Genomic DNA, 20,727 nt, shown 5'->3' with positions numbered 1-20,727 from the left:
CGTCGTCACCGCCGTCAGGGCGTCACGTCAGAACTTGGTGAACGGCGGAGGACCCTTCGCCTCAACCGTGATGCGGACACGCTTGCCCTTATTTGTCTTCGGCAACTCTTCTACCTTGATGCCAACACGCGCCATGATTGGCCGAAGACGGGCAAGTGCCTTCGACAGTTGCGACGGTGTTTTGGGTAGCATGGAATTGTTATCGCAGCCCAATGCCACGAATAGCTCACCGATCGTCCCTTCGTATTCTTTGCCTAGGAGGGTGGACTCCCGCAGCTTGATGACGAGGGGGTCGTCGTTGACACGTTCGATCATCACATCGTCCTGGGCTTCCACGATCGCGTCGATCGTGGAAGAGCCGCCGAGGCCTAGAGCTTCCTCACCTGCCAAAATCCACCGGGCCGCGTCCGCCATGCGGACGTTGGTCGGCGGCGTGACGTTAGCTGAGTTACGCATCGCGCAAGCCACAGCGTCGTAGAGAACACCAAGAATTTCCGGCAGCATCTCCTCAAACTCCGCCAGCAGGACAGCCTCCTCCTTCCGGCCGCCTTCCAGCATCGGCGACAACCGTAAGGGGATAGCCCGCTCCATCAGATCGGGACGGCTGACGAAGTTGGATATGCCGTTGATGACGAACGGGCGGGCGTAGGAGATGATGTTCAACTCGCCGTTGGTATAGAGCTTGCGGATGGCGATACCGCCACCGGTCGCCAGCGAGCAGAGCGCATCCGAGATATCGCCCTTCATCCCCGATGCGTTGTCAAAGTTGAGCAACCAGAACTCTTTGGCCTGAATCATGAGGTCCCGGTCGTTGTCCGGGAGGCGGATACCTTTCGCAGCATTGGGATCGATGATCCGCTTGATGACATCCATCAGGAAGCTCTTGCCCGAGCCCTGTTCGCCTTCAATCAGCAGGACGAGGTAGGGGCCGGAGGGCTTCAGGGCGTTGAGGAGAAATGCCGAGAGGAGGCGGAAGACATTGTCCCCGAGGCCCAGCAGACGCTGGAGCTTTGCTAGGGATGTGCCATTTCTCGGGTTGGGAAGACCACGGAAGCCGGCCCCGCGGATGAACCGATGATTTGCCACCGCTTCGATCCGCCAACCGTTCGTTGTCACCGCGACGACGTTTCCGTCCGGGCGGCCGAGATCGATTTCCACTTGGTCCATGTCACCGCCTACACGCCGGAAGACGGGAAGCGTGGGAGACGAGAAGAGAGCGTTCGCCTCCAACGTGTCGATCACCTCCGAAACGGGATTGCGGCTCGCCGGCTTACCAAGTCGGGTGAAAGCCTGATGGCGAATCCACTGTTCAAAGCTGCTGGAGCGCACCGCGTAGGTCAGCACGCCCTCACCGGTGGGAATTGTGACGTAAGCGGTCCCATCGCCGTCATTGAAGTATGAGCAATCGGTGGCGAACGTCATGTTGACGAGGGTTTCCACGAGGGTCTGACGTTGTTTCTCCCCGCCGGCATCGAAGCCCTTATCGCGGGCCGACTCGACCCAGCCGGGAAGTTCGTCCAAGGCGTTACCCTCGTAGCCCTCTGGCAAAAACGCAGTGATGATGGCCGTGATTTCGTTGTCCGTCGCTCCCTTCGCGACCAAACGGCCGACAAGCGGCAGCCCGGCTTCGTGTGTTCCCTTGCCGTCCAAGATCACCAGGATCTCCGCTGAACCAAGCGCGACACCGAGCATTTTCAGTTCGCTTGGAGTCACGATGGGGAGTTGGTCTAAGGACGTTTCCAGAAGCGACGCGCCCCAATCGACATACGGCTTTTGCGTCTCCGGATGAATTGAAGGCGGCATGACCGTCATCTTGCCACCAGCGAGCACGTCGATGTCGCCCAAGCCGTCCGTGCCCTTCAGAACGGTCGACTTGGTGCCCTTCGGCGTCTGAACGAAGTAGGTGGCGCCCTTCTTGCCTTTCTTGCCGGAGATGACGCCGCCCTTGGACTTGAGAAATCGCTCAACGGGCGCGACCAAGCGGTCGTCGTCGACGTCCAAGGCGATCAAAGCATGGCCGGGTTTGGCCTCGCCGCCCATCAGTAGGCCAATGCCGTTGTCGGCATAGGTCTCAAGCCAAGTCTTGCGCTTGACCTCGTTGGGAACGGCGGCAAGGTACCCTTGCCAGCTTTTGAGCTCCTTAGCGGGGCGCTTCGAGCCCGGCTCCAGCGGAACGCATTTCAGGCCGAGCAACCAGAACTTCGGTGCTGCTTCTTCAAAAATGCTCCCGCTCACGCTGCACCGCCGATCTTCGAGGCTTCGATCGAAGCCTGGATGTCCGACAGCTTAACGAGCTTACGGCTGTTGAACGGCTGGTAGGCCGGAAGGTCGCCGCGCTTCACCGCGCGTTGGAGCTGCCAGTAATGCAGGCCCAGCGCCTTGGCGGCAGCCTGGAGTGTGAGCAGTTTTTCAGGTTTCTGAAGGTGTTCAGGCATTGGTGACCCTCTCGTTTGGTTGAGACGGTCCTTTGATTAGCCATACACACTGCCCATCGCGACGGATTCAAATCGCGCAGTTATTTTCCTTGACGGTATCCCGGCGGGATGACGTGCGGCTCAATCTTTACCTCAAGCTTTTCCAAGCCTTCGAGAACAGGCCACATCATCTCCGCGACATCTGGGCCGGCATCAGCATCATAGGAATGGTCCCGAAGCAGGTTGACAGCGTTTTCTTTGAACTTTCGGACGAGATTACGAACAATCGCATCCCTGTGTGCAAGCTTCGATGCCGTTGGATGGTATTCAACAAGTTTCCGGGCAATTTCCGTCGGCGTTACGTCATCTCGCCCTTCCGAATAGACCTGCACCGAGTAATCAAAGGCCATCATTCCCAGAAGGTCGTCGCGATCTACCTGGGACGGCCCAGCCGGCGGTTTACGCCCAAGCAGCAGCGCAACGACCTGCCCAACCCGGTTCTCATCGGATCGCCCTTCTGTGTCGGGGTGGGCCATGATGATCGATCTGGCCAACAGTCGGAGCGCACGCTCGTTTCGAGGAAGCAGCAATTCAGGGACGGATTTTGGTTTACGGGGCATCTGCATCCTCTGACCGACAAGACCCCCCCCCCCTACCGCAGGCCGGCACCGTGCGGCTACCAGTTGCCGTCACCACCGGCACACCGCCACGGGGTAAACCGAGTTCAACACAGCGCGTGACGGCGTGCCGCTGGTGACAGCGGCTTCGGCGCGGCAGCAGTCAGCGCACCGGCAGGGGGAGGGGTTAAGCGGCACCGCCCCACACGCCCGCACGCGTAGCGCCGGCCCTGCGAAAAAAGAAAAGCTGGCGTAGCCTGCTGTGGGGGTTGAGCGGGTAGGTCCGTAGCGGACGTCATGGCGATGACCGGCCTGAGCGGTCGGTAGACGTCGGCGCCTCAGCCCCACGGAGACCGATCGACCCTCACCTCCGCGATCCGCCCGAACAGCGTGTCGGCTCCTCCAGCACTGGCATCAAGCTCCGCGGCCACCGCTTCGGCCCATTTGAACCAGTCGCCGAGACTCCGCTCACCGATCTCGACATATCCGCCTGGGACTCTCGATTGGAGCGCTGCCATCATCGCGCGGATGCGCTGAGCCTTCTCGAAATCCTCTGACACTCGAAAAAGCATCTGCCGGCGGCCTTCTTCGAGTTTGGCGAGGTGCTCCAGTTCGGCTCGTCGGACAGCCTCCTGCCGCCACCGCTCTTCCTCGCGTTCCCGTTCCGCACGCCAGTCGCGGAGGATCGCCGCTCCTTCGATAAACCGCTCGGCGATCCGAGGTATCCGGCCCTCCAAGGACGACTTGGGGGTCTCGTTGACCTGTTCATGGTGAGGCCCGCGCAGGTACGTATCAAAGCACAGCACCAACCGGTCGGTGCCGACAAGTTCGGTCCGAGCATATGGGTAACCGCCCACGCCGGCGGCATGCTTAACCTGCCGCATTTTCTCGCGGACGGTGAACTTGATTGTCTCGCCACCGATGTGCGCCGCGATGCCCCCTTTGGGTACCTGCTCCAGCTTCGCCCCTTGATCCTCCAAAGCTCGAAACAATGCGTCGCAAAATTGATGTCGTCGATGGTTGATGCCGGACAGCGGTGGTTGCGCCGGCGAACCCCATAGCGAACCGCGGCTGCTTCGGGCCTCCGCTCGTCGCCTCTCGTGCTGTGCGAGCCAGTCGCGGACAATCGGATGCAGCTGAGCAGGTCGTTTTTTTGGCGGTTGCTCTGTCGAGCGATGCGGCTCCTCAGGCTTCGCCTCAACCTTTAAGGGCAGCGCTTCGTCGAGCGGCTTCTCGACCACCGATGTCTGCTTCGGCCGGTGAGGCTCAATTTCGATTGCCACTTCATTGGCGCCGACGGGAAGAGGTCGCAATTCGACCGGTATCCCCAAAGCCACTCTGGTCCAGTACCCAGATCCTGGGTAAGGCACATCATGCTGCCGGCACAGCGCAGCTAGCGTCGTACCACTGACGCCGAAGCGGGGAGCGAGCTTGCTGAGCGGGATAGATGAGACAAGTTGATAGAGTTCTTCTCGGCTGATCCGCATCCCTGCCCTCTTCCAGCGCTACCTCGAGTCGGCTGCGAGCCTAACGCATTGGAGGGCGCTCAGAAGAGCCTTGACCACATCGCCGTGAGTCCACAGGACACAACTTGCACCCCTGATCCCCACGTTGTGCTGCCTGACCAGCAATCCTTCGCATCAAACACTTTCATTCCGTTCGGCCTTCCGCCCATTTCGATCGACGTCGGCTCAAACGGCTGGAGATTCAGCGCTGGAATGGCGGGCACGCTCGACGCTCGGAATGTTGATCGATCCCACAATCTATGATGCATAAGGACCGCGCAACTTGCCATTGCGCCCTTGTGGGGAGCGAAATTGTCCGTCAAAAAACTGCCTTTCATCTCATCCGTGAATCTTGCGCAGATTGACGGCCGGAATGTAGCACCAACCGCAATCTTTTATGGTGCAGACAAGAAGCCCCATATAGGATTCGATGCACGCGAGCGGTGCGGTTCCCCGGAACAGTTGATTGAAGACTTCAAGATCGAGCTCGGTCAGCACGATCCAGATGCAGTCACGAAGCGAACCGTAAGCACGTCCCATGCCCCACGCACTACTGTTGTAGGCGTCGCCCAGGACTATCTTCATGAGCTTCTCGCCAAGGTAAATGTCTGGCTGGAACGTCAGGGACGACAAATACCTAAAAGCATTTTGATTGCAGAACCGCTCGCGCTTAGCGGCATAGACATGGCGGAGGAAAACTGGCTCTCCAATTACCGTCGAGCCATTCGCCGCATCCTGCATGGGCGCTTCGATCAGATCGACTTCCTCCCGGAGCCATTTGCCGTATTTCAGTACTACAGGTATGGCCTGCGGCACCCTGTCATTGCGGAGCAACGCAAGCATATTGCATTGGTTCTCGACTTTGGGGGTGGAACCTTTGATATTTCGGTAATTGAAACAACCAAGACTGGAGACGTTAGCAAGTCCGGCACTAATTCCCGCCCTCTCGGCGCGAAATCCGTTCAAGTCGGCGGCTTTTATATCAACCGCGTCCTCGTCGAGGAACTTTTGATGAAATCTGTTGACAGAGCAATTCGGAGCGATGTGAGAAAATCACTAGAGCTCGCTGCAAAGATCAAGACCCCAGACGATCTCGCTGAGGTCAATGACCGTCAGCAGGCCTTCTATAGACACTATCGCAAGCTCCTACAAACGATCGAGGTTGCAAAAATCACCGTCTGCAACTCTATTGCCAACTGGAGTCTATCCGCCGATCTATCTGGACTCGCACCATTCCCGATATCTGTACCGACTAATCCCTATGATCCCGCCTCGCGGCTTGCAAACATAAACTTGGACGCCGGACTACTTCGACGAGTTTTTGAAGCAAACGTATGGACAGCAAAAATCCGTGATGCTGTCAAAAAAACAATCGAACGCGCCTCAAGAGAACTTAAGGGTCAAGACATATCGGTTGTTCTCCTATCAGGTGGGTCATCGAACATTCGCTGGCTTGGTAAGCTGCTGGAGCGGGATCTGGGAGCGACCGACCTTCATGAAGCGGAAATACTGCAGCTCAGCGAAAGCTTTCAAGAAATTGTGGCTAAGGGCTTGGCAACAGAATGCGCGCGTCGGTTCTATACGGAGGGCGAAGGCGATTTTCGTGCCGTCACCTATAACAGGCTCTGCCTATCGCTGCGCCCGGACGATGGTGAGATCGAAGTTAAGCGAGCTCGCCCGCTGACCCCAGATCTTGCTAGTATGGCAGCTGACAGCTTGGATGCCGGAGTCCTGTTGCCATCTGCAAGCAGCCTTCGAGGACTAGTAGGCACCCCTCTTCTATGGAAGGTCCGTCTCGATCGCCCACCCCGGCGACTTCTCGAGTATTTTTTCATGCGATCATCCCTTGATCCCGAGGATCTGGAAGCCCGTCACAACATCATCGAAACTCGGGTGGTTACACCCCGCAACGCACGGTTCGCGGCTGCAATCGAAGTCGAACTTACAGTTCGCGAAGACGGGACTGCAGTCCCGAGATTCATCTATGGACGCAATGATCGCTCCGAAGGAGTCGTTGCAGAGGGAAGACCATTCCATATCGACATGACATTCGCATCGGACGAGATGGGTAGCTCGACTTATCTCGGCGTCGATTTTGGTACAAGCGCGTCATCATGTTCATTCGTCGACAGCACCGATGTTCAGATGATCCAAGAACGTAGTCGTTCACAAGGGTGGAGAGAGCTTTCGGAATTGCTGTCCGATCTACCGTATCCGGTTGCGGCACCGCTGGCCCGTTTTATATCCGAAATGGATACTGAGAGACGACAGCAGAGAGGGCGCGATGCCGCGGACGCCTTACTCACCTTGTCGGCATATATAGTTTATATGGATTTATGCATCATCAAAAATGGTGGATTCCTGTTCAAGGGCTTCAATCACAGATCATCTGGTCCTCTTTGGGGACTGATTAAAGCCTGCATCAAGGGAAATGAATCAAAATTAGATTTCTCTTTGCCTCTTACATCACTTTTGAAGCCGGAGAATTCTACGCAGATCGACGCTTGGATAGCGGGGTTAAATGCAGAGAAGCATGGGCGAAAACAAATAGTAGACTGGGTGGGCTTTCTGAGCTTGCTGGCTAACCAGCTGTCGCGCGTGTTTGATGGTAAAAAATTAGGCGTTTTTGAAGGAGTAGTCGCGAAGCGTTTCTACCCCGGCGCGTATACTGGAATCTTCCGAGCCCTACATGGCCCGTCTCAGACGTTCGTGGATGTCCTCGACTACGAGGGCGTACAGCAGTTCTCCGATGAACTCGTTTACCTTATAGAACCATCCAGTGGACGAGCGCTACCCTTAAGCCCATTATACTTCTGGGGATTGCAGCGAAACCCAGTAGAGCCGTCTTCCGTCGACCTTTACGAATACGACAATGAGAAAAGTGGCACCTTTGGTTTCAAGACAACTCAAATTTCGGAAGGCCTCGTGATCATGCAGGAAGGCGATTGGAGGGGCATACATGAGCAAATTGCCAAAATCCGTACAAGCGATCCTAGCGTTGCTCCCTTCACGGCACTCACCTTCGATCTTCATGCTCATTGAGAAGTGGTGCCATGCTGGGAGGTCGGCGCAAGTGCATTTCGGCGGTAGGGCACCCCAAATGTGCGCATGGATCTCTACCGCGCACTCCTCATGGAACACATGACACGCGGAGGTTTGCGTACAGGCGAGTAGGGTTTCGCTTTTGTGGCGGCCATTGCTCGTGAATTACGGAAGGTTTCGCCCCATTACCGGTAACCGAGGCGCGTCGCCGGTTACCGCACGGTTGCGGACATTCACCTCGCTACCGCTCCACAACGGTTCAGAGCAGTCCACGCGCGTCCATTATTCCGAATGGTCTGAGCACCGACGCTACGGGCAATGGAGTGCAGTGATATGCACCAGAATGAACCGCTTCATCTCCGCAATTTTTCCCTTGCCAAGGTTGGGGTCGTGGGTTCGAATCCCATCGCCCGCTCCATTTTTTCCAGTATATCAAAGCGGTCTGAATCAAGCGGTCGCGTCTCGATCGTCTCCGTCCGGCACGGCGAATGCACTCCCGTCAAAGAGACACGAGACGCACGCCGACAAGCGCCAGGCCGATACCACACCAAGCCTGAACGCCGATGTCTTCGTGGAGAAGCAACCAACCGAACAGGGCGGCGACGGGCGGCACGAGGAAGAACAGCGCCGAGACGCGGGCGGCCTCGCTGCGCCCGATCATGAAAAGCAGAAGCGAGACGGCGATGATCGAGTTGGCGACGATCAGCCAGCCGAGCGACAGGACGAATTCGGCGGTCCAGTCGATCCGCCCCGTTTCCAGCCAGATCGCCATCGGTGCGATCGTGGCGAGCCCCACGGCATACTGAACGAGATTGACGGTGACGGGGTGGGCCGCCACGGGAAAACGTCTCTGGTAGAGCACCGCGCCGGCCATGCCGATGGCGGAGCCGACGCAGAGCCACACGCCCGCATCGAGAGAGGCCTCGAACCCCTCGCCCGCCGATACGACCAGAAGCGCACCCGCAGCGCCCAGGAGAAATCCGGCCCAGTGGCGCGGCCGAACCCGCTCCTGCGAGACGATGGGCGCGGCAATGGCCACGACGAGCGGCTGGAGCGAGGCGATGACGGCAGCGGTGCCGGCCGAGACGCCGAGGCTCATGCCGAGGTAGGCCAGTCCGAAATAGACCGACTGGATCAGGAAGCCGACAATGGCAAGATGCCCCCAGCCGGCCCGGCTCGTCGGCACGGATGGGCGCTGAACCAGGAAGACCGGCAGGAACAGCGCGACGATGAGGCCGAACCGCAGGCTGAGGAAGGTCAATGGCTCGGCATGCCGGAGGCCGATCTTGGCGACCCCGAAGCCCGACGCCCAGAACAGGAGGAAGATCACCGGCGCGACGCGCGCCAGGAGATCGGACCGGGACGGGGAAAGCCCGCTCGCGGACGTGTTCGAAGCGGGGCCGGGCTTCATCGACATCGACTATTCGGTCACGCCGACGACGGCGACGCAGTCGCCCGCCTTCACGAGGCCCGGAAAGTGGCGGGCGGCGAGGATGCCGTCGAGCTTGGCATGAAAGGCGATCGGCTCAAGGCCCGTGCGCCCGACGGAATGGACCCGGGCGAGGACGTCGCCGCGGCGCACCGGCTGGCCGAGGTCCACGAGGGGCTCGATCAGGCCTTCGTCCTCGGCGAAGGTGAAGCAGTCGCCCGAGGGCATGTCGAGCCAGCGCGTCTCGGCCGTCTCCACCGCGCCTTTCAGAATGCCCGCATGCCGCAGGACGTTGCGGACGCCGCGCTTGGCGATGCCCGCCGTATTGGCTGTTGCCGTGCCGCCGCCACCAAGCTCGGTGGTGACGAACACCTTGCCCATCCCTTCCGCCGCGGTGTCGTACATGCCGACGGCATCGATCTCCAGCATACGCATGGAGAAGGGCGCGCCGAAGGCCGCGACCGCCGCAAAGCTCGCCGCCTCCTGATCCTTGTCCGGTAGGATATGGGCGGCGGCGAAGGGCACGAAGTCGAGCGTGCGCCCGCCCGAATGGAAGTCGAGCACGATGTCGGCCATCGGCAGGAGGGTACGCTGGAAATAGTCGGCGATCTTCTGCGTGACCGTGCCGTCCGGGCTGCCGGGAAAGGCTCGGTTGAGGTTGCCCTTGTCGATCGGCGAGGTGCGCGTGCCCGCGCGAAAGGCAGGGTAGTTCATGGCCGGCACGACGATGACGCGGCCCGAGACGTCCTCGGCTTTCAGCGAGCGCGCGAGATCGAAGAGCGCGATCGGCCCTTCGTACTCGTCGCCGTGGTTACCGCCGGTGAGGAGCGCGGTCGGCCCCTCCCCGTTTTTCGCGACGGTGATCGGGATCATGACCGAGCCCCAGGCCGAATCGTCCCGGCTGTAGGGCAGGCGCAGGAAGCCGTGCCGGACGCCGTTCTCCTCGAAGTCGATCGTGGCCGCGATCGGCGAGGGCCTGAGGGTCCCGGTCATGGGTTCAGCCCTTCACCAGGAGCTTGCGCGGCACGTCGGCCAGAAGCTCGTATCCCGTGTCGGTGATGGCGAGCGTCTCGGTGATCTCCAGCCCCATGTTCTCCGCCCAGAGCGCCGTCATGAAGTGGAAGGTCATGCCGGGCTTCAGCTCGGTCCTATCGCCGGGGCGCAGGCTCATGGTGCGCTCGCCCCAGTCCGGCGGATAGGACAGGCCGATCGGGTAGCCGGTGCGGCTGTCCTTGACGATGCCGTGCTTCTTGAGGACCGCGAAATAGGCGAGCGCGATGTCCTCGCAGGTGTTGCCGGGCTTAGCGGCTTCGAGACCGGCCTCCATGCCCTCCAGCGTCGCCTTCTCGGCGTCGAGGAAGGCCTGCGTCGGCGTGCCGAGGAAGACGGTGCGCGACAGCGGGCAGTGGTAGCGCTTGTAGGCGCCGGCGATCTCGAAGAACGTGCCTTCGCCCGCGCGCATCGGCTTGTCGTCCCAGGTGAGGTGCGGTGCGACGGCGTCCGCGCCCGAGGGAAGCATCGGCACGATGGCGGGATAGTCGCCGCCATGCTCGCCCGTGCCCCGGATGCCGGCATCGTAGATCTCGGCGACAAGGTCGCATTTGCGCATGCCCGGCTCGATCGTCTCGAAGATCCGCTCGTGCATCTTCGTCACGATCTGACCGGCGATCCGCATGTAGCCGAGTTCGGTCGGGCTCTTGATCGCGCGCTGCCAGTTGACGAGCGCCGTCGCGTCCTGGAACCGGGCGTTCGGCAGGTGGCGCTGGAGCGAGGCGAAGGCCGCCGCCGAGAACCAGTAATTGTCCATCTCGACGCCGATCGAGAGCCTGTCCCAGCCGCGCTCGGCGATGACGCCGGACAGGTGGTCCATCGGATGGCGCTCGGTGGACTGCACGAAATGGTCGGGATAGCCGACGATGTTGTGTTCCGCGAGATAGGCGGTGCGGCGCGCGCCGTGGCCGTCCATGGCGCGGCCCCACCAGACCGGCTCGCCCTCGGGCCCGACCAGCACGCCCTGGTGCACGTAGAAGCTCCAGCCGTCGTAGCCCGTCAGCCAGGCCATGTTCGAGGGGTCGGAGACGAAGAGCAGCTCGACGCCCTTGGCCTGCATGGCAGCCCGTGTCTTGGCGAGGCGCGCGGCGTATTCCTCGCGCGTGAAGTTCAGAGCGGGTCCGCTCATGGAATGTCTCCCGGGTGGTGGATCAGGTGGTGAAGGGTGTGCCGGCGCCGCTTTCAGCCGCGCGGGCGGCTGCGAGCGCCGCAATGGCGGTGTCCTGGACGCCGGTGCCGGTCAGGTCGCACAGCGTGACCGCCGCCGCCGAGGCGCGGCCGGGCGCGAGGCCGGCGACGACGGCGCCGAGTTCGGCGAAGTCCTGTGCGTCGGCGACCGTACCGGCCGCGATTGCCGCACGCAGTTCGCCGAGGCGGCGCGTCTGCGAGAGACGGTCGGCGACGTAGGGCGCTGCGCCCGCGATCAGCGCCGGGTCGATCTCGTTCTTGTGCTCGGCATCCGAGCCCATCGCGGTGACATGGGTTCCCGGTGCGATCCAGTCGGCCCAGAGGATCGGGCTTTCGGCGGGCGTCGTGGTGACGACGATGTCGGCGCCACGCACGGCCGCGCTCGCCTCCGCCGCGGCGGACACCGCGATGCCGAGTTCGGCTGTCAGCTCCGCAGCCGCGCCTTCGGCCTTCGCATGATCGCGCGCCCAGATCCGCGCCTCCCGCAGGGGGCGAACGAGCGCCAGTGCCTTGAGCTGCAGTCGAGCCTGGGTGCCTGCTCCGAGGATCGCAGCAACGGCCGCGTCCTCGCGCGCCATGTGCCGGGCTGCCACCGCGCCCGCCGCCGCCGTGCGAACGTCCGTCAGGTAGCCGTTGTCGAGGAGCAGTGCCTCGACGAGCCCGGTGAAGGCCGAGAACAGAACCATCATGCCGTTGAGGCTCGGCAGGCCCAGCTTTGGGTTGTCGAAGAAACCGGGGCTGATCTTGATCGCGAACCCCGAAAGACCCGGCACGTAGGCGGTCTTCACGTCCACCTCACCGCGATGCTCGGGTATGTCGAGCCGCAGGACCGGAGGCATGGCGACCGCCTTCGTCGCCAGCGCCGCGAAGGCCTCCTCGACGCAGGCGACGGCCGCCAGATCGAGCGGCACGAGCGCGCGCAGGTCGGCCTCGGTAAGGATGCGGATCGTCGGCATCAGGCGTCTTGCTCCAGCGCATCCGCGCCGTTGAGGATGCGAAGATGAAGGCCCGGATCGATGTTGCGACCCGTCAGGAGCACCGCGGTCGCCCCTCGCGGCCGAACGCGACCGGACAGGAGCGCGGCGATGCCGACGGCCGCCGCTCCTTCCACGATCTCGCGTTCCTCCTGGTAGACGTGGCGGATGCCGGCGGCGATCTCGGCCTCGGTGACGAGCACCACCTCGTCCACCAGTTGCCGGGTTGCCTCAAAGGTCCAATCGTTGGAAAGGCCGATGCCGCCGCCCAGCGAATCGGCCAGCGTCGGGAGTTCCTCGACCTCTATCGGGCGCCCGGCCTGGAGGCTCGTGGCCATCGCGGCCCCGCGCTCCATGGACACGCCGACGACGCGCGCCCGGGGGGAAAGCGCCTTCACCGCCGCTGCCACCCCGGCGATCAGCCCGCCACCGGAAAGGGGCACGAGGACCGTTTCGACATCCGGCAGATCCTCGACGATCTCCAGGCCGATCGTGCCCTGCCCCGCCACGATCGCGGGATGGTCGAAGGGCGGCACGCCGACGAGCCCTTCCGCGGCAGCAAGGCGATCGGCCTCGCGCTGCGCGTCGTCCTGGCTGTCGCCTCGGATATGAACCCGCGCTCCCAGCGCCTCCACGGCCGCGACCTTGTTGGCGGGCACGAGGCGCGACAGGCAGATGGTGCAGGCGAGCCCCGCCTCGCGCGCGGCATGGGCGAGCGCGCGGCCGTGATTGCCCGTGGAGGCCGCGACGACGCCGCGCGTGCCGGGCGGCAGCGACAGGACGGCGTTGCTCGCACCCCGCAGCTTGAAGGCGCCGGTGCGCTGGCGATGCTCCATCTTGAGATGGACCGGGACGCCCGCGAGCCGCGACAGGCTCGGCGAGGGTTCGAGCGCGGTCCGAACCACCACCGGGCCGATCCGCGCGGCGGCAAGCTGGATGTCGGCAAGGGACACGAGCGGCATCGGATCAGCCCGCCACGTCGTAGGGCATGTCGAACAGGCGCCCGGCCTTCAACCCCGGCGCCGGGACCACGCCGCAGAGGCCAAGGCAGGCCCAGGCGGTGGCCTGATTGCTGGTCACGACCGGGCGCCCGATCCGCGCCTCGACCGCCGACACGATCAGGGCGGAGCGCAGGGCGGTGCAGGACACGAAGAGCGCCTCGGCCTGCGGATCCGTCGCGGCGACCGCCGCCTCGACCAGCGAGGCCGGAGCGATGCGGGCCATCTCCCGGTCGTCCTCGAGCCCGAGGCAGGAAACGGAGGCGAGATCGAAACCCCGGGCTTCGAAATAGTCGGCCATGCCGGCCGTGGTCTCGACCGTGTAGGGCGTCAGGAGGCTGATGCGCCGCGCTCCGAACTGCGCGAGGGCACGGGCCGCAGCGCCCGGCGGTGTGACGATCGGCACACCGGGCTTGGCCGCCGCGATCGCCGCCTCCACCGCCGCGTCACCGATCGCGACGGAGGCGGAAGTGCAGGAGAAACAGATCGCATCGAGCGGCTCGTCCGGCAGCAGCAACGCCGCCGCGGCGCCAAGGCGCGGTTCCATGGCGCGCAGATTGGCGGGCGTCACCGGGTTGGCATATTCGACGCGCGTCGCGAACAGGCCGACCCGCGGTCCGGCGACGAGGCGGGCGAAGTCCGCTTCCGTCGAATGGTCGGTCGACAGGAGGATCAGGCCGACGCGCTTCTCGATCGCCCGCGCGTCGAACGCGAGCGGCAGGGACAGGAGCGAGGGCGTCATGACGGCATCACGGTTTCGCGCCGGGCCGAGCCGAGGCGGCTGAGCCGGCCCCAGTGGCGCTGCATGAGGCGGATCGCGACCACGGAGACGAGACTGATCGCGAGGAAGAACGCGCCCACCATCGTGATGGGCTCGATGTAGCGGTAGTTGTAGTTCGCGATGGAGCGCGCCTGGTTCATGAGTTCGAGGACGGTGATGGCCGACAGGAGCGGCGTCTCCTTGAACATGGCGATGAAGTAGTTGGCGAGCGCCGGCACCATGGGCTTGATCGCCTGCGGCAGGACGATGTGCCGCCAGGTCTGGGCCGCGGTGAGATTGCAGGCCTTGGCGGCTTCCCACTGGCCGCGCGCCACGTTGTCGATCCCGGCGCGATACACCTCGGCGGTGTAGGTGCCGTAGTGAATGCCGAGGCCGATCACGCCCGCCGTCAGGGGCGACAGGGTGAGGCCGAGGTCGGGCAGGATGTAGAACAGGAAGTAGAGCTGCACGAGAAGCGGCGTGCCGCGCACGAACTCGGCGAACGCCGCCGTCGGCCAGGAAAGGACCCGGTTCGACGACCTACGGAGCATGGCGAGAACGAGGCCGAACACGGCGGCGAAGGCGAAGCCGAGCAGCGTCGCGAGCACCGTGATCCTTGCGCCATCGAGAAGCTGCGGCATGATCTGCCAGACGAAGTCCCAATCCCATTCCATCAGGCGCGCGTCCCTTCGAAGCCGCGGGACATGCGGCGCTCCATTGCGCGCACGAAGAGCGTGATGACGGACGACATCAGGAAGTAGAGAACCAGGATCGTCAGGAACGGAAAGGCCGTCGAGCCGGTCTGCGAGCGCACGACCTGGGCCTGGAACGTCATGTCGCCGAGCGAGACGAGGGAGACGATCGCCGTCGCCTTGAGGAGTTCGATCGCGTTGTTGCCGAAGGTGGGCAGCATCACGACGACCGCCTGCGGCAGGATGACGTGGCGCAGCGACTGCGCGCGCGTCAGGTTGAGGGCGACGCAGGCCTCGCGCTGCTCGCGCCCGATCGCCTGGATGGCGCCGCGAACCACCTCGGCGCCGTAGGCGCCGACGTTGAGGCCGAGCGCCAGGACGCCCGCCTGCATCGGCGAGAGTTCCAGCCCCATCAGCGGGAGCACGTAATAGGCCCAGAAGAGCTGGACGAAGATCGAGGTGCCGCGGAAGAACTCGATATAGGCGACCGCCAGCCACTTCACCGGCGCGATGGCTGAGGTGCGTCCGAGCCCGGCGAGAAAGGCCATGACCAGCGCGAAGGCGCAGCCGTAGACGGTGAGTTGTACCGTCACGAGGGCGCCGTCGAGAATGAGCCTGAGATAGCCGAACCAGATGTCCATGATCGCCTTGCCATCGGGGACGACGGGATCGTCGCCCCGCCGCCCCTCCGTCAGGTCACTGCGCGGCGCAAAGCTTCTCGCGCGTCGTCGACATCGCGGCGGCGGCCGAGAAGCCGTAGGGCTCGATGATCTTCGCGAACTCGCCGGACGCCTTGATCGCGGCCAGTTCCTTGTCGAAGGCGTCGCGCAGCGCCGTGTCCTGCTTGCGGAAGGCGGCGCCGTCGCAATAGACCGGCGCGCCCTGAACTGGGGCCACGACTTCGATCTGCGGATCGTTCGCCGTCTTCACCGCCGCATTGATCGACAGAACGGGCAGCGAGTAGACGTCGATGCGGCCCTGCTGGAGCATGGTGAGCCCACTCTGCGTATCGGGAACCACGATCACCCGCTCGCGCGGCACGCCGGCTTCCAGCGCCAGGCGCTCCTCGGTGCCGCCGCCCGGCGCACCGATCTTGGCGTTCGGATTGTCGGCGACGTCCTTGTAGCTCGTCAGCTTCAGCGGGTTGCCGGCCTTCAGCGCGAAGGCTTCGGCATCGCACAGGATCGGCTCGGAATAGCTGACGGCATTGCAGCGCTCCGGCTTCATGAAGAGGCCGGCGGTGACGGCGTCGAAGCGGCGGGCCTGAAGGCCGGGGATCATCGCGCCGTATTCGGAGATCGAGGCGACGACGTCATCGACGCCAAGACGCTTGAAGACGGCGCGCGCGACGTCCGGAGCGGCGCCCGACACCGTGCCGTCGGCCTTGACGGCGGTGAAGGGCGGTTCGTTGGCGATGGCGATGCGAGCGAACCCCTGCTCCTTGAGAGCGTCCAGATCGGCTGCCGGGGCCGAGGCGGCACCGAACGAGAGGGCGAGGGTCGCACCGAGGAACAGCGGGCGGGCGAAACGATGCAAACGCATGGGAAACTTCCTCCAGGGCTGATGTCAAACGCGATGACCGGCTGCGACGACCTTCCTGAGAAAGCCTTTCGTCCGCTCGTGCCGGGGGTTCTTGAAGATGTCCTGGGGCGCGCCCTCCTCGACGATCCGGCCCCGGTCGAAGAACAGGACGCGGTCGGCGAAGTCGTGGGCGAAGCCCATCTCGTGAGTGACGAGAAGCATGGTCATGTCGGTCTCGCGGGCGAGCATGTGCATGACGTTCAGCACCTCCTCGACGAGTTCCGGGTCGAGCGCCGAGGTCACCTCGTCGAAGAGCATGATCTTCGGGCGGAGGGCCAGCGCACGGGCGATCGCCACCCGCTGCTTCTGGCCGCCCGATAGCTGCGCGGGCATCGCATCGGCCTTGGCCGACAGCCCCACCATGTCGAGAAGCTCCATCCCGCGGCGCTTGGCATCCGCCGGCTTCACGCCTTGCGTCAGGACCGGAGCCAGGCAGACGTTCTCGCAGACGGACTTGTGCGGAAACAGGTTGAAGTGCTGGAAGACCATGCCGATCTTCTCGCGCATCCGATGCAGATGCCGCTCGCCCGCCGGCACCAGCGCACCTCCCTTGCGCTGGTGGAACAGCGGCTCGCCCTCCACCAGCACCAGGCCGTCGGTCGGCGTTTCCAGCGTCATCAGGAGGCGCAGGATCGTGGTCTTTCCCGAACCGGACGGACCGATCAGAGCCAGCTTCTCGCCGGGCGCGACGTCGAACGAGAGCTTGTCGAGCACCGTCAGCTCGCCGAAGCGCTTGGACACGTCCTGCAGTTGGATGATCGGCGCAGTCACGGCATCCCCTTCTGGGTTCCGTTCGATGCCCCGACGATGATGCCCAACCTAAATCATGTCAATTTGCAAAATAATCTCATGACAATTATCATTTCAATGCCCACCACGGCGGCATGCAACGCCTAGATGGCGAGCAGAAGCGGTTCCGGATCGCTGCGGATGAGGTTGCTCATGATCCGCAATCCGGAGCGCAGTTCCTGCTCGGTCGTGGAACCCAGAGAGACGCGCACCGCAGGCTGTTCGGCAGTCCCCGTCTGGAACGATCGGCCGGGCGCCACGGCGACACCGCGCAGGCGCGCCTGCGCGACGAACAGGTCTTCCGCCGCGCGGCTCTCCAGCGGGATCCACGCGTGGAGGGCCTGCGCGTGGGAGCGATAGGGAATGCCCGCCAGCATCTCGGCGGCCACCGCCTGGCGCCGGCGCAGGGCACCGCGCTGCCAGCGCACGAGTTCGATCGCGGTGCCGTCGGCGACCCAGCGCGTCGCGATCTCGGCGATCAGCGGCGTCGCGATCCAGTTGGTCACGAGATGCCGGTTGGTGACGGCCGCCAGCATCCGGTCCGGCACGGCGAGATAGCCGGTCCGCAGGCCCGGCATCACGATCTTCGTGAAGCTCGTCACGTAGAGCGTTCGCTCCGGTGCGAACGCGGCGAGCGGCGGCGGGCGATCCTCGACGAGGGGACCGAGCCCGTCGTTTTCGATGATGGCGAGGTCGTGCGCGCGCGCCACCGCCGCGATCGCCTCCCGCCGCCCCGCGCTCATGACCACCGCCGTCGGATTGATGCCGGAAGGCTGGACGAAGACCGCACGCACGCCTTCCGCACGGCACAGCGCGTCGAGAGCGTCCGGCACGATCCCGTCGTCGTCGATTTCCACGGCGGCGAGCTTCAGCCCGAGATAGGCGGCGAGCGGCGTCAGCGTGTGGTGGCCGATCGCCTCGGTGGCCACCACGCCGCCGGTCTGCGCCACGCTCATCAGCGCGATCGTCATGCCGGCAGTCGCCCCGTTCGTGAGGCACACGTTGTGGGGCGAAACGTCCAGTCCGCACAGCCGCAGCCAGTCGGCCGCGATGGCTCGGTGACGGGGAAAGATGACGTTGGGCCGGAACGACAAGGCGACGCTTGGCGGCAGGTCGATCGAGAGATCGGCAAGCGCCGCCTTCATCCGGTCGAGATGCATCGTCTCGCAGACCGGCTTCAGGATCGACAAGTCGATCACCTCGCCGAGCCGCTCGGGGATGTAGGGAAGCTGGCCGACCGGTTCCTCGCGCCGCACGAAGGTTCCGCGCCCCGTCTCACCGGACAGGAGACCGCGGCGGATGAGCTCCTCGTAGGCGCGACTGACGGTCTGGACCGATACGTTCAGGCTGTCGGCGAGCACCCGATGCGGCGGCAGGCGCGTTCCATCCGCCAGGCGACCGTCGGAAATGGCCCGGTTGATCTGGTCGGCCAGCGACAGGTAGACGGGACGCTTTAAAGCGGCCTGATCGATGAACCACATTGTCATGACTGCACGTTTCCTGAAATCATGACATTCGACAAGGGGACGCCGCGCTGTCGGCGCCCGCAACGCGCTCTTTTCGAGAAGCCATGCACCAGCTCGACGCGACGGACGTCAAAATCCTGGCCGAGATCCAGCGCGAGGGTCGGATCGCCAAGACGGCGCTGGCGGAGCGCGTCGGCCTGTCCGCCACGCCGTGCTGGATGCGCCTGAAACGTCTGGAAAAGGCGGGGATCGTGGCGGGCTACCACGCCCGGATCGACTGGCGGCTGGTGGCTCCGATCACCACGGTGATCGTCGAGATCACGCTCGGCGGCCACCGGCAGGCGGATTTCGACCGGTTCGAACGCGTGATGCGGGCGGAGCCGGAGGTGGTGTCCTGCTGGTCGACAGGCGGCGGCGTCGACTACGTGCTGAAAGTCGTCGCGCGGGACGTCGAAGCCTACCAGCGACTGGTCGACGGATGGCTGGAACGCGAGATCGGCATCCAGCGCTACTTCACCTACGTCGTGACCAAGTTCGTCAAGGACGGCATCGACCCGCCGGCCCACCTCTTCGCCTCCGGCCGGGCGTCGGAGGAGAGGATTCCTCCGTCGCCGGCGGCTTAAAAAGAGGACCTGTCTCCGCGCCCTGTCCGTTTCGGACGGATCCTCCAGCGCCGCGGGGCTAACTTCGGGACGCACCCGAGGGAGGTCCCCGATGAACGCACACTTGGCCGGCCCGCCCCTGCACGAGGCTCTTGGCCGTCTCGCCGACCCACGTCTCCTGCGGCAGGACGCCTTCGTCGGCGGGCGCTGGAGGCCAAGCGGGGCGGGCGAACGCTTCGCGGTCACCGATCCGGCTGATGGAACGACCATCGCCCATGTCGCTTCGCTCGGAGCCGACGAGACCACCCGCGCGATCGACGCCGCGCAGGCCGCCTTTCCCGCCTGGGCCGGCCTCCTGCCGCAGCAACGCTCGGCCGTGCTGCTGCGCTGGCACGGAGCGATCGTCGCCGCGCGCGACGACCTCGCCCTGCTGATGACCCTCGAACAGGGCAAGCCGCTGGCCGAGGCACGAGGCGAGATCGACTACGCCGCGTCCTTCGTCGCCTTCTACGCGGAGGAAGCCAAACGCGTCGGCGTCGAGAGCGTCGCCTCGCATCTGCCGGATGCGGAGATGCGGCTGACGCGCCGCCCGGTCGGCGTCGCCGGTCTCGTCACGCCCTGGAACTTCCCGTCCGCGATGCTGACGCGCAAGGCGTCTGCAGCGCTCGCCGCCGGCTGCACGGTGGTCGCCCACCCCTCAGGTCATACGCCCTTGTCCGCGCTGGCGCTCGCCGAACTCGCCAGCCATGCGGGCTTCCCCTCCGGCGTCTTCAACGTGGTGACGGGCAATGCTGCCACGATTGTCGGGCGGCTGTGCGAGGACGCGCGCGTGCGCGCCCTCAGCTTCACCGGATCGACCGAAGTCGGCCGGCTGATCGCGGCGCAGTGCGCGCCGACGGTCAAGCGGCTGGTGATGGAACTCGGCGGTCACGCGCCCCTGATCGTCTTCGCCGACGCCGATCCGGACCGCGCGGTCGAGATCGCGCTCGACGCCAAATTCGCGACGTCCGGGCAGGACTGCCTCGCCGCCAACCGCATCTTCGTCGAGCGTCCGGCCTACGCCGCCTTCGCCCTCGCCTTCACCGAACGGACGAAGGCTCTGGCCGTGGCCCCCGGGCTTCACGAGGGAGCCGAGATCGGCCCCCTGATGCACGAGCGGGCGGTCGGCAAATGCGAGGCGCACGTCGCCGATGCCCTTGCGAAGGGAGCGCGCCTCCTGTGCGGCGGCGGGCGCCATCCCGCCGGGCGGCTCTTCTTCGAGCCGACGGTTCTAGCCGACGTGCCGCCGCATGCCGCCATCATGCACGAGGAGACCTTCGGCCCCGTCGCCGCCCTCGCCCCCTTCGACGCGGAAGCGGAGGTCCTCGCCCGCGCCAACGACACCGAATACGGCCTCGTCGCTTATCTCGTCACGCGGGACAGCGCCCGCGCGTCTCGCATGAGCGCCGCGCTCGACTACGGCATGGTGGCCGTCAACCGGGTGAAGATCACCGGCGCGCCAGTCCCGTTCGGCGGCACCAAGCAGTCCGGACTCGGGCGCGAGGGTTCGCGCCACGGCCTCGAGGCCTTCACCGACATCCAATACGTCTGCCTAGACCGCGGCTGACCCCATTCACCTTC

The 20,727-nt window shown here is 64.3% G+C and carries 18 protein-coding genes; 3 read left to right on the top strand and 15 right to left on the bottom strand.

What is annotated here, in order from left to right; translation table 11 throughout:
- Positions 1-27: 27 nt before the first annotated feature.
- From AUL34_RS11240 to AUL34_RS22250, 4 genes are all read right to left on the bottom strand, one after another.
- The gene (locus AUL34_RS11240) at positions 28-2,235 is read right to left on the bottom strand and encodes a bifunctional DNA primase/polymerase (RefSeq protein ID WP_082653313.1); all 2,208 of its coding nucleotides are present in this window, start codon (positions 2,233-2,235) and stop codon (positions 28-30) included.
- Positions 2,232-2,435 (bottom strand): helix-turn-helix domain-containing protein, encoded by a 204-nt coding sequence (locus tag AUL34_RS11235; RefSeq protein WP_061933800.1) that lies wholly within the window; start codon positions 2,433-2,435, stop codon positions 2,232-2,234. The genes AUL34_RS11240 and AUL34_RS11235 overlap by 4 nt, the downstream gene beginning before the upstream one ends.
- 80 nt (positions 2,436-2,515) lie before the next feature.
- Positions 2,516-3,034: a hypothetical protein gene (locus AUL34_RS22255; protein ID WP_192845734.1), complete on the bottom strand. Its 519-nt coding sequence runs from the start codon at positions 3,032-3,034 to the stop codon at positions 2,516-2,518.
- A gap of 335 nt (positions 3,035-3,369) precedes the next feature.
- Positions 3,370-4,518: a hypothetical protein gene (locus AUL34_RS22250; RefSeq protein ID WP_156420886.1), complete on the bottom strand. Its 1,149-nt coding sequence runs from the start codon at positions 4,516-4,518 to the stop codon at positions 3,370-3,372.
- A gap of 330 nt (positions 4,519-4,848) precedes the next feature.
- Between AUL34_RS22250 and AUL34_RS22245 the strand changes: the two genes are divergently transcribed.
- Positions 4,849-7,578 (top strand): molecular chaperone, encoded by a 2,730-nt coding sequence (locus AUL34_RS22245; RefSeq protein WP_156420885.1) that lies wholly within the window; start codon positions 4,849-4,851, stop codon positions 7,576-7,578.
- Positions 7,579-8,077: 499 nt separating this feature from the next.
- Here the strand turns inward: AUL34_RS22245 and AUL34_RS11220 are convergent, their stop codons facing one another.
- The 11 genes from AUL34_RS11220 to AUL34_RS11170 form a co-directional block, all read right to left on the bottom strand.
- Positions 8,078-8,995, bottom strand: coding sequence for a DMT family transporter (locus AUL34_RS11220; RefSeq protein WP_082653312.1), 918 nt, complete (start codon positions 8,993-8,995; stop codon positions 8,078-8,080).
- Positions 8,996-8,998: 3 nt separating this feature from the next.
- Positions 8,999-10,000 (bottom strand): N(2)-acetyl-L-2,4-diaminobutanoate deacetylase DoeB, encoded by a 1,002-nt coding sequence (gene doeB / locus AUL34_RS11215; protein WP_061933797.1) that lies wholly within the window; start codon positions 9,998-10,000, stop codon positions 8,999-9,001.
- A 4-nt stretch (positions 10,001-10,004) separates the two neighbouring features.
- The gene (doeA, locus tag AUL34_RS11210; RefSeq protein WP_061933796.1) at positions 10,005-11,186 is read right to left on the bottom strand and encodes an ectoine hydrolase DoeA; all 1,182 of its coding nucleotides are present in this window, start codon (positions 11,184-11,186) and stop codon (positions 10,005-10,007) included.
- Positions 11,187-11,208: 22 nt separating this feature from the next.
- Positions 11,209-12,201 (bottom strand): ectoine utilization protein EutC, encoded by a 993-nt coding sequence (gene eutC / locus AUL34_RS11205; protein WP_061933795.1) that lies wholly within the window; start codon positions 12,199-12,201, stop codon positions 11,209-11,211.
- Positions 12,201-13,181, bottom strand: coding sequence for a hydroxyectoine utilization dehydratase EutB (eutB, locus tag AUL34_RS11200; RefSeq protein WP_061933794.1), 981 nt, complete (start codon positions 13,179-13,181; stop codon positions 12,201-12,203). The genes eutC and eutB overlap by 1 nt, the downstream gene beginning before the upstream one ends.
- Before the next feature lie 4 nt (positions 13,182-13,185).
- The gene (gene eutA, locus AUL34_RS11195) at positions 13,186-13,959 is read right to left on the bottom strand and encodes an ectoine utilization protein EutA (protein WP_061933793.1); all 774 of its coding nucleotides are present in this window, start codon (positions 13,957-13,959) and stop codon (positions 13,186-13,188) included.
- Entirely contained in the window at positions 13,956-14,651 is a 696-nt protein-coding gene (gene ehuD, locus AUL34_RS11190; protein WP_061933792.1) for an ectoine/hydroxyectoine ABC transporter permease subunit EhuD, read from the bottom strand. Before ehuD ends, eutA begins: the two co-directional genes overlap by 4 nt.
- Positions 14,651-15,310, bottom strand: a complete 660-nt coding sequence (ehuC, locus tag AUL34_RS11185; RefSeq protein WP_061933791.1) for an ectoine/hydroxyectoine ABC transporter permease subunit EhuC — start codon at positions 15,308-15,310, stop codon at positions 14,651-14,653. The genes ehuD and ehuC overlap by 1 nt, the downstream gene beginning before the upstream one ends.
- 55 nt (positions 15,311-15,365) lie before the next feature.
- Positions 15,366-16,211, bottom strand: coding sequence for an ectoine/hydroxyectoine ABC transporter substrate-binding protein EhuB (gene ehuB, locus AUL34_RS11180; protein WP_061933790.1), 846 nt, complete (start codon positions 16,209-16,211; stop codon positions 15,366-15,368).
- A gap of 24 nt (positions 16,212-16,235) precedes the next feature.
- On the bottom strand, positions 16,236-17,021 hold the full coding sequence (gene ehuA, locus AUL34_RS11175; protein ID WP_061933789.1) for an ectoine/hydroxyectoine ABC transporter ATP-binding protein EhuA: 786 nt from the start codon (positions 17,019-17,021) through the stop codon (positions 16,236-16,238).
- Between the two features lie 122 nt (positions 17,022-17,143).
- Positions 17,144-18,526 carry a PLP-dependent aminotransferase family protein gene (locus AUL34_RS11170; protein WP_061933788.1) on the bottom strand — a complete coding sequence of 461 codons (1,383 nt, stop codon included), beginning with the start codon at positions 18,524-18,526 and terminating at the stop codon, positions 17,144-17,146.
- A gap of 83 nt (positions 18,527-18,609) precedes the next feature.
- On the opposite strand from AUL34_RS11170, the gene AUL34_RS11165 reads away from it, so the two are divergent.
- Complete coding sequence (locus AUL34_RS11165) at positions 18,610-19,128, top strand: Lrp/AsnC family transcriptional regulator (RefSeq protein WP_061933787.1); 519 nt, start codon at positions 18,610-18,612, stop codon at positions 19,126-19,128.
- A 91-nt stretch (positions 19,129-19,219) separates the two neighbouring features.
- The gene (locus tag AUL34_RS11160) at positions 19,220-20,713 is read left to right on the top strand and encodes an NAD-dependent succinate-semialdehyde dehydrogenase (RefSeq protein WP_061933786.1); all 1,494 of its coding nucleotides are present in this window, start codon (positions 19,220-19,222) and stop codon (positions 20,711-20,713) included.
- The last annotated feature ends 14 nt before the right edge of the window (positions 20,714-20,727 follow it).

This window comes from Aureimonas sp. AU22, from assembly GCF_001463745.1.
GTDB lineage: Bacteria > Pseudomonadota > Alphaproteobacteria > Rhizobiales > Rhizobiaceae > Aureimonas.
The sequence above is the reverse complement of the archived record's forward strand: the minus strand, read 5'-3'. Positions and strand labels throughout refer to the sequence as shown.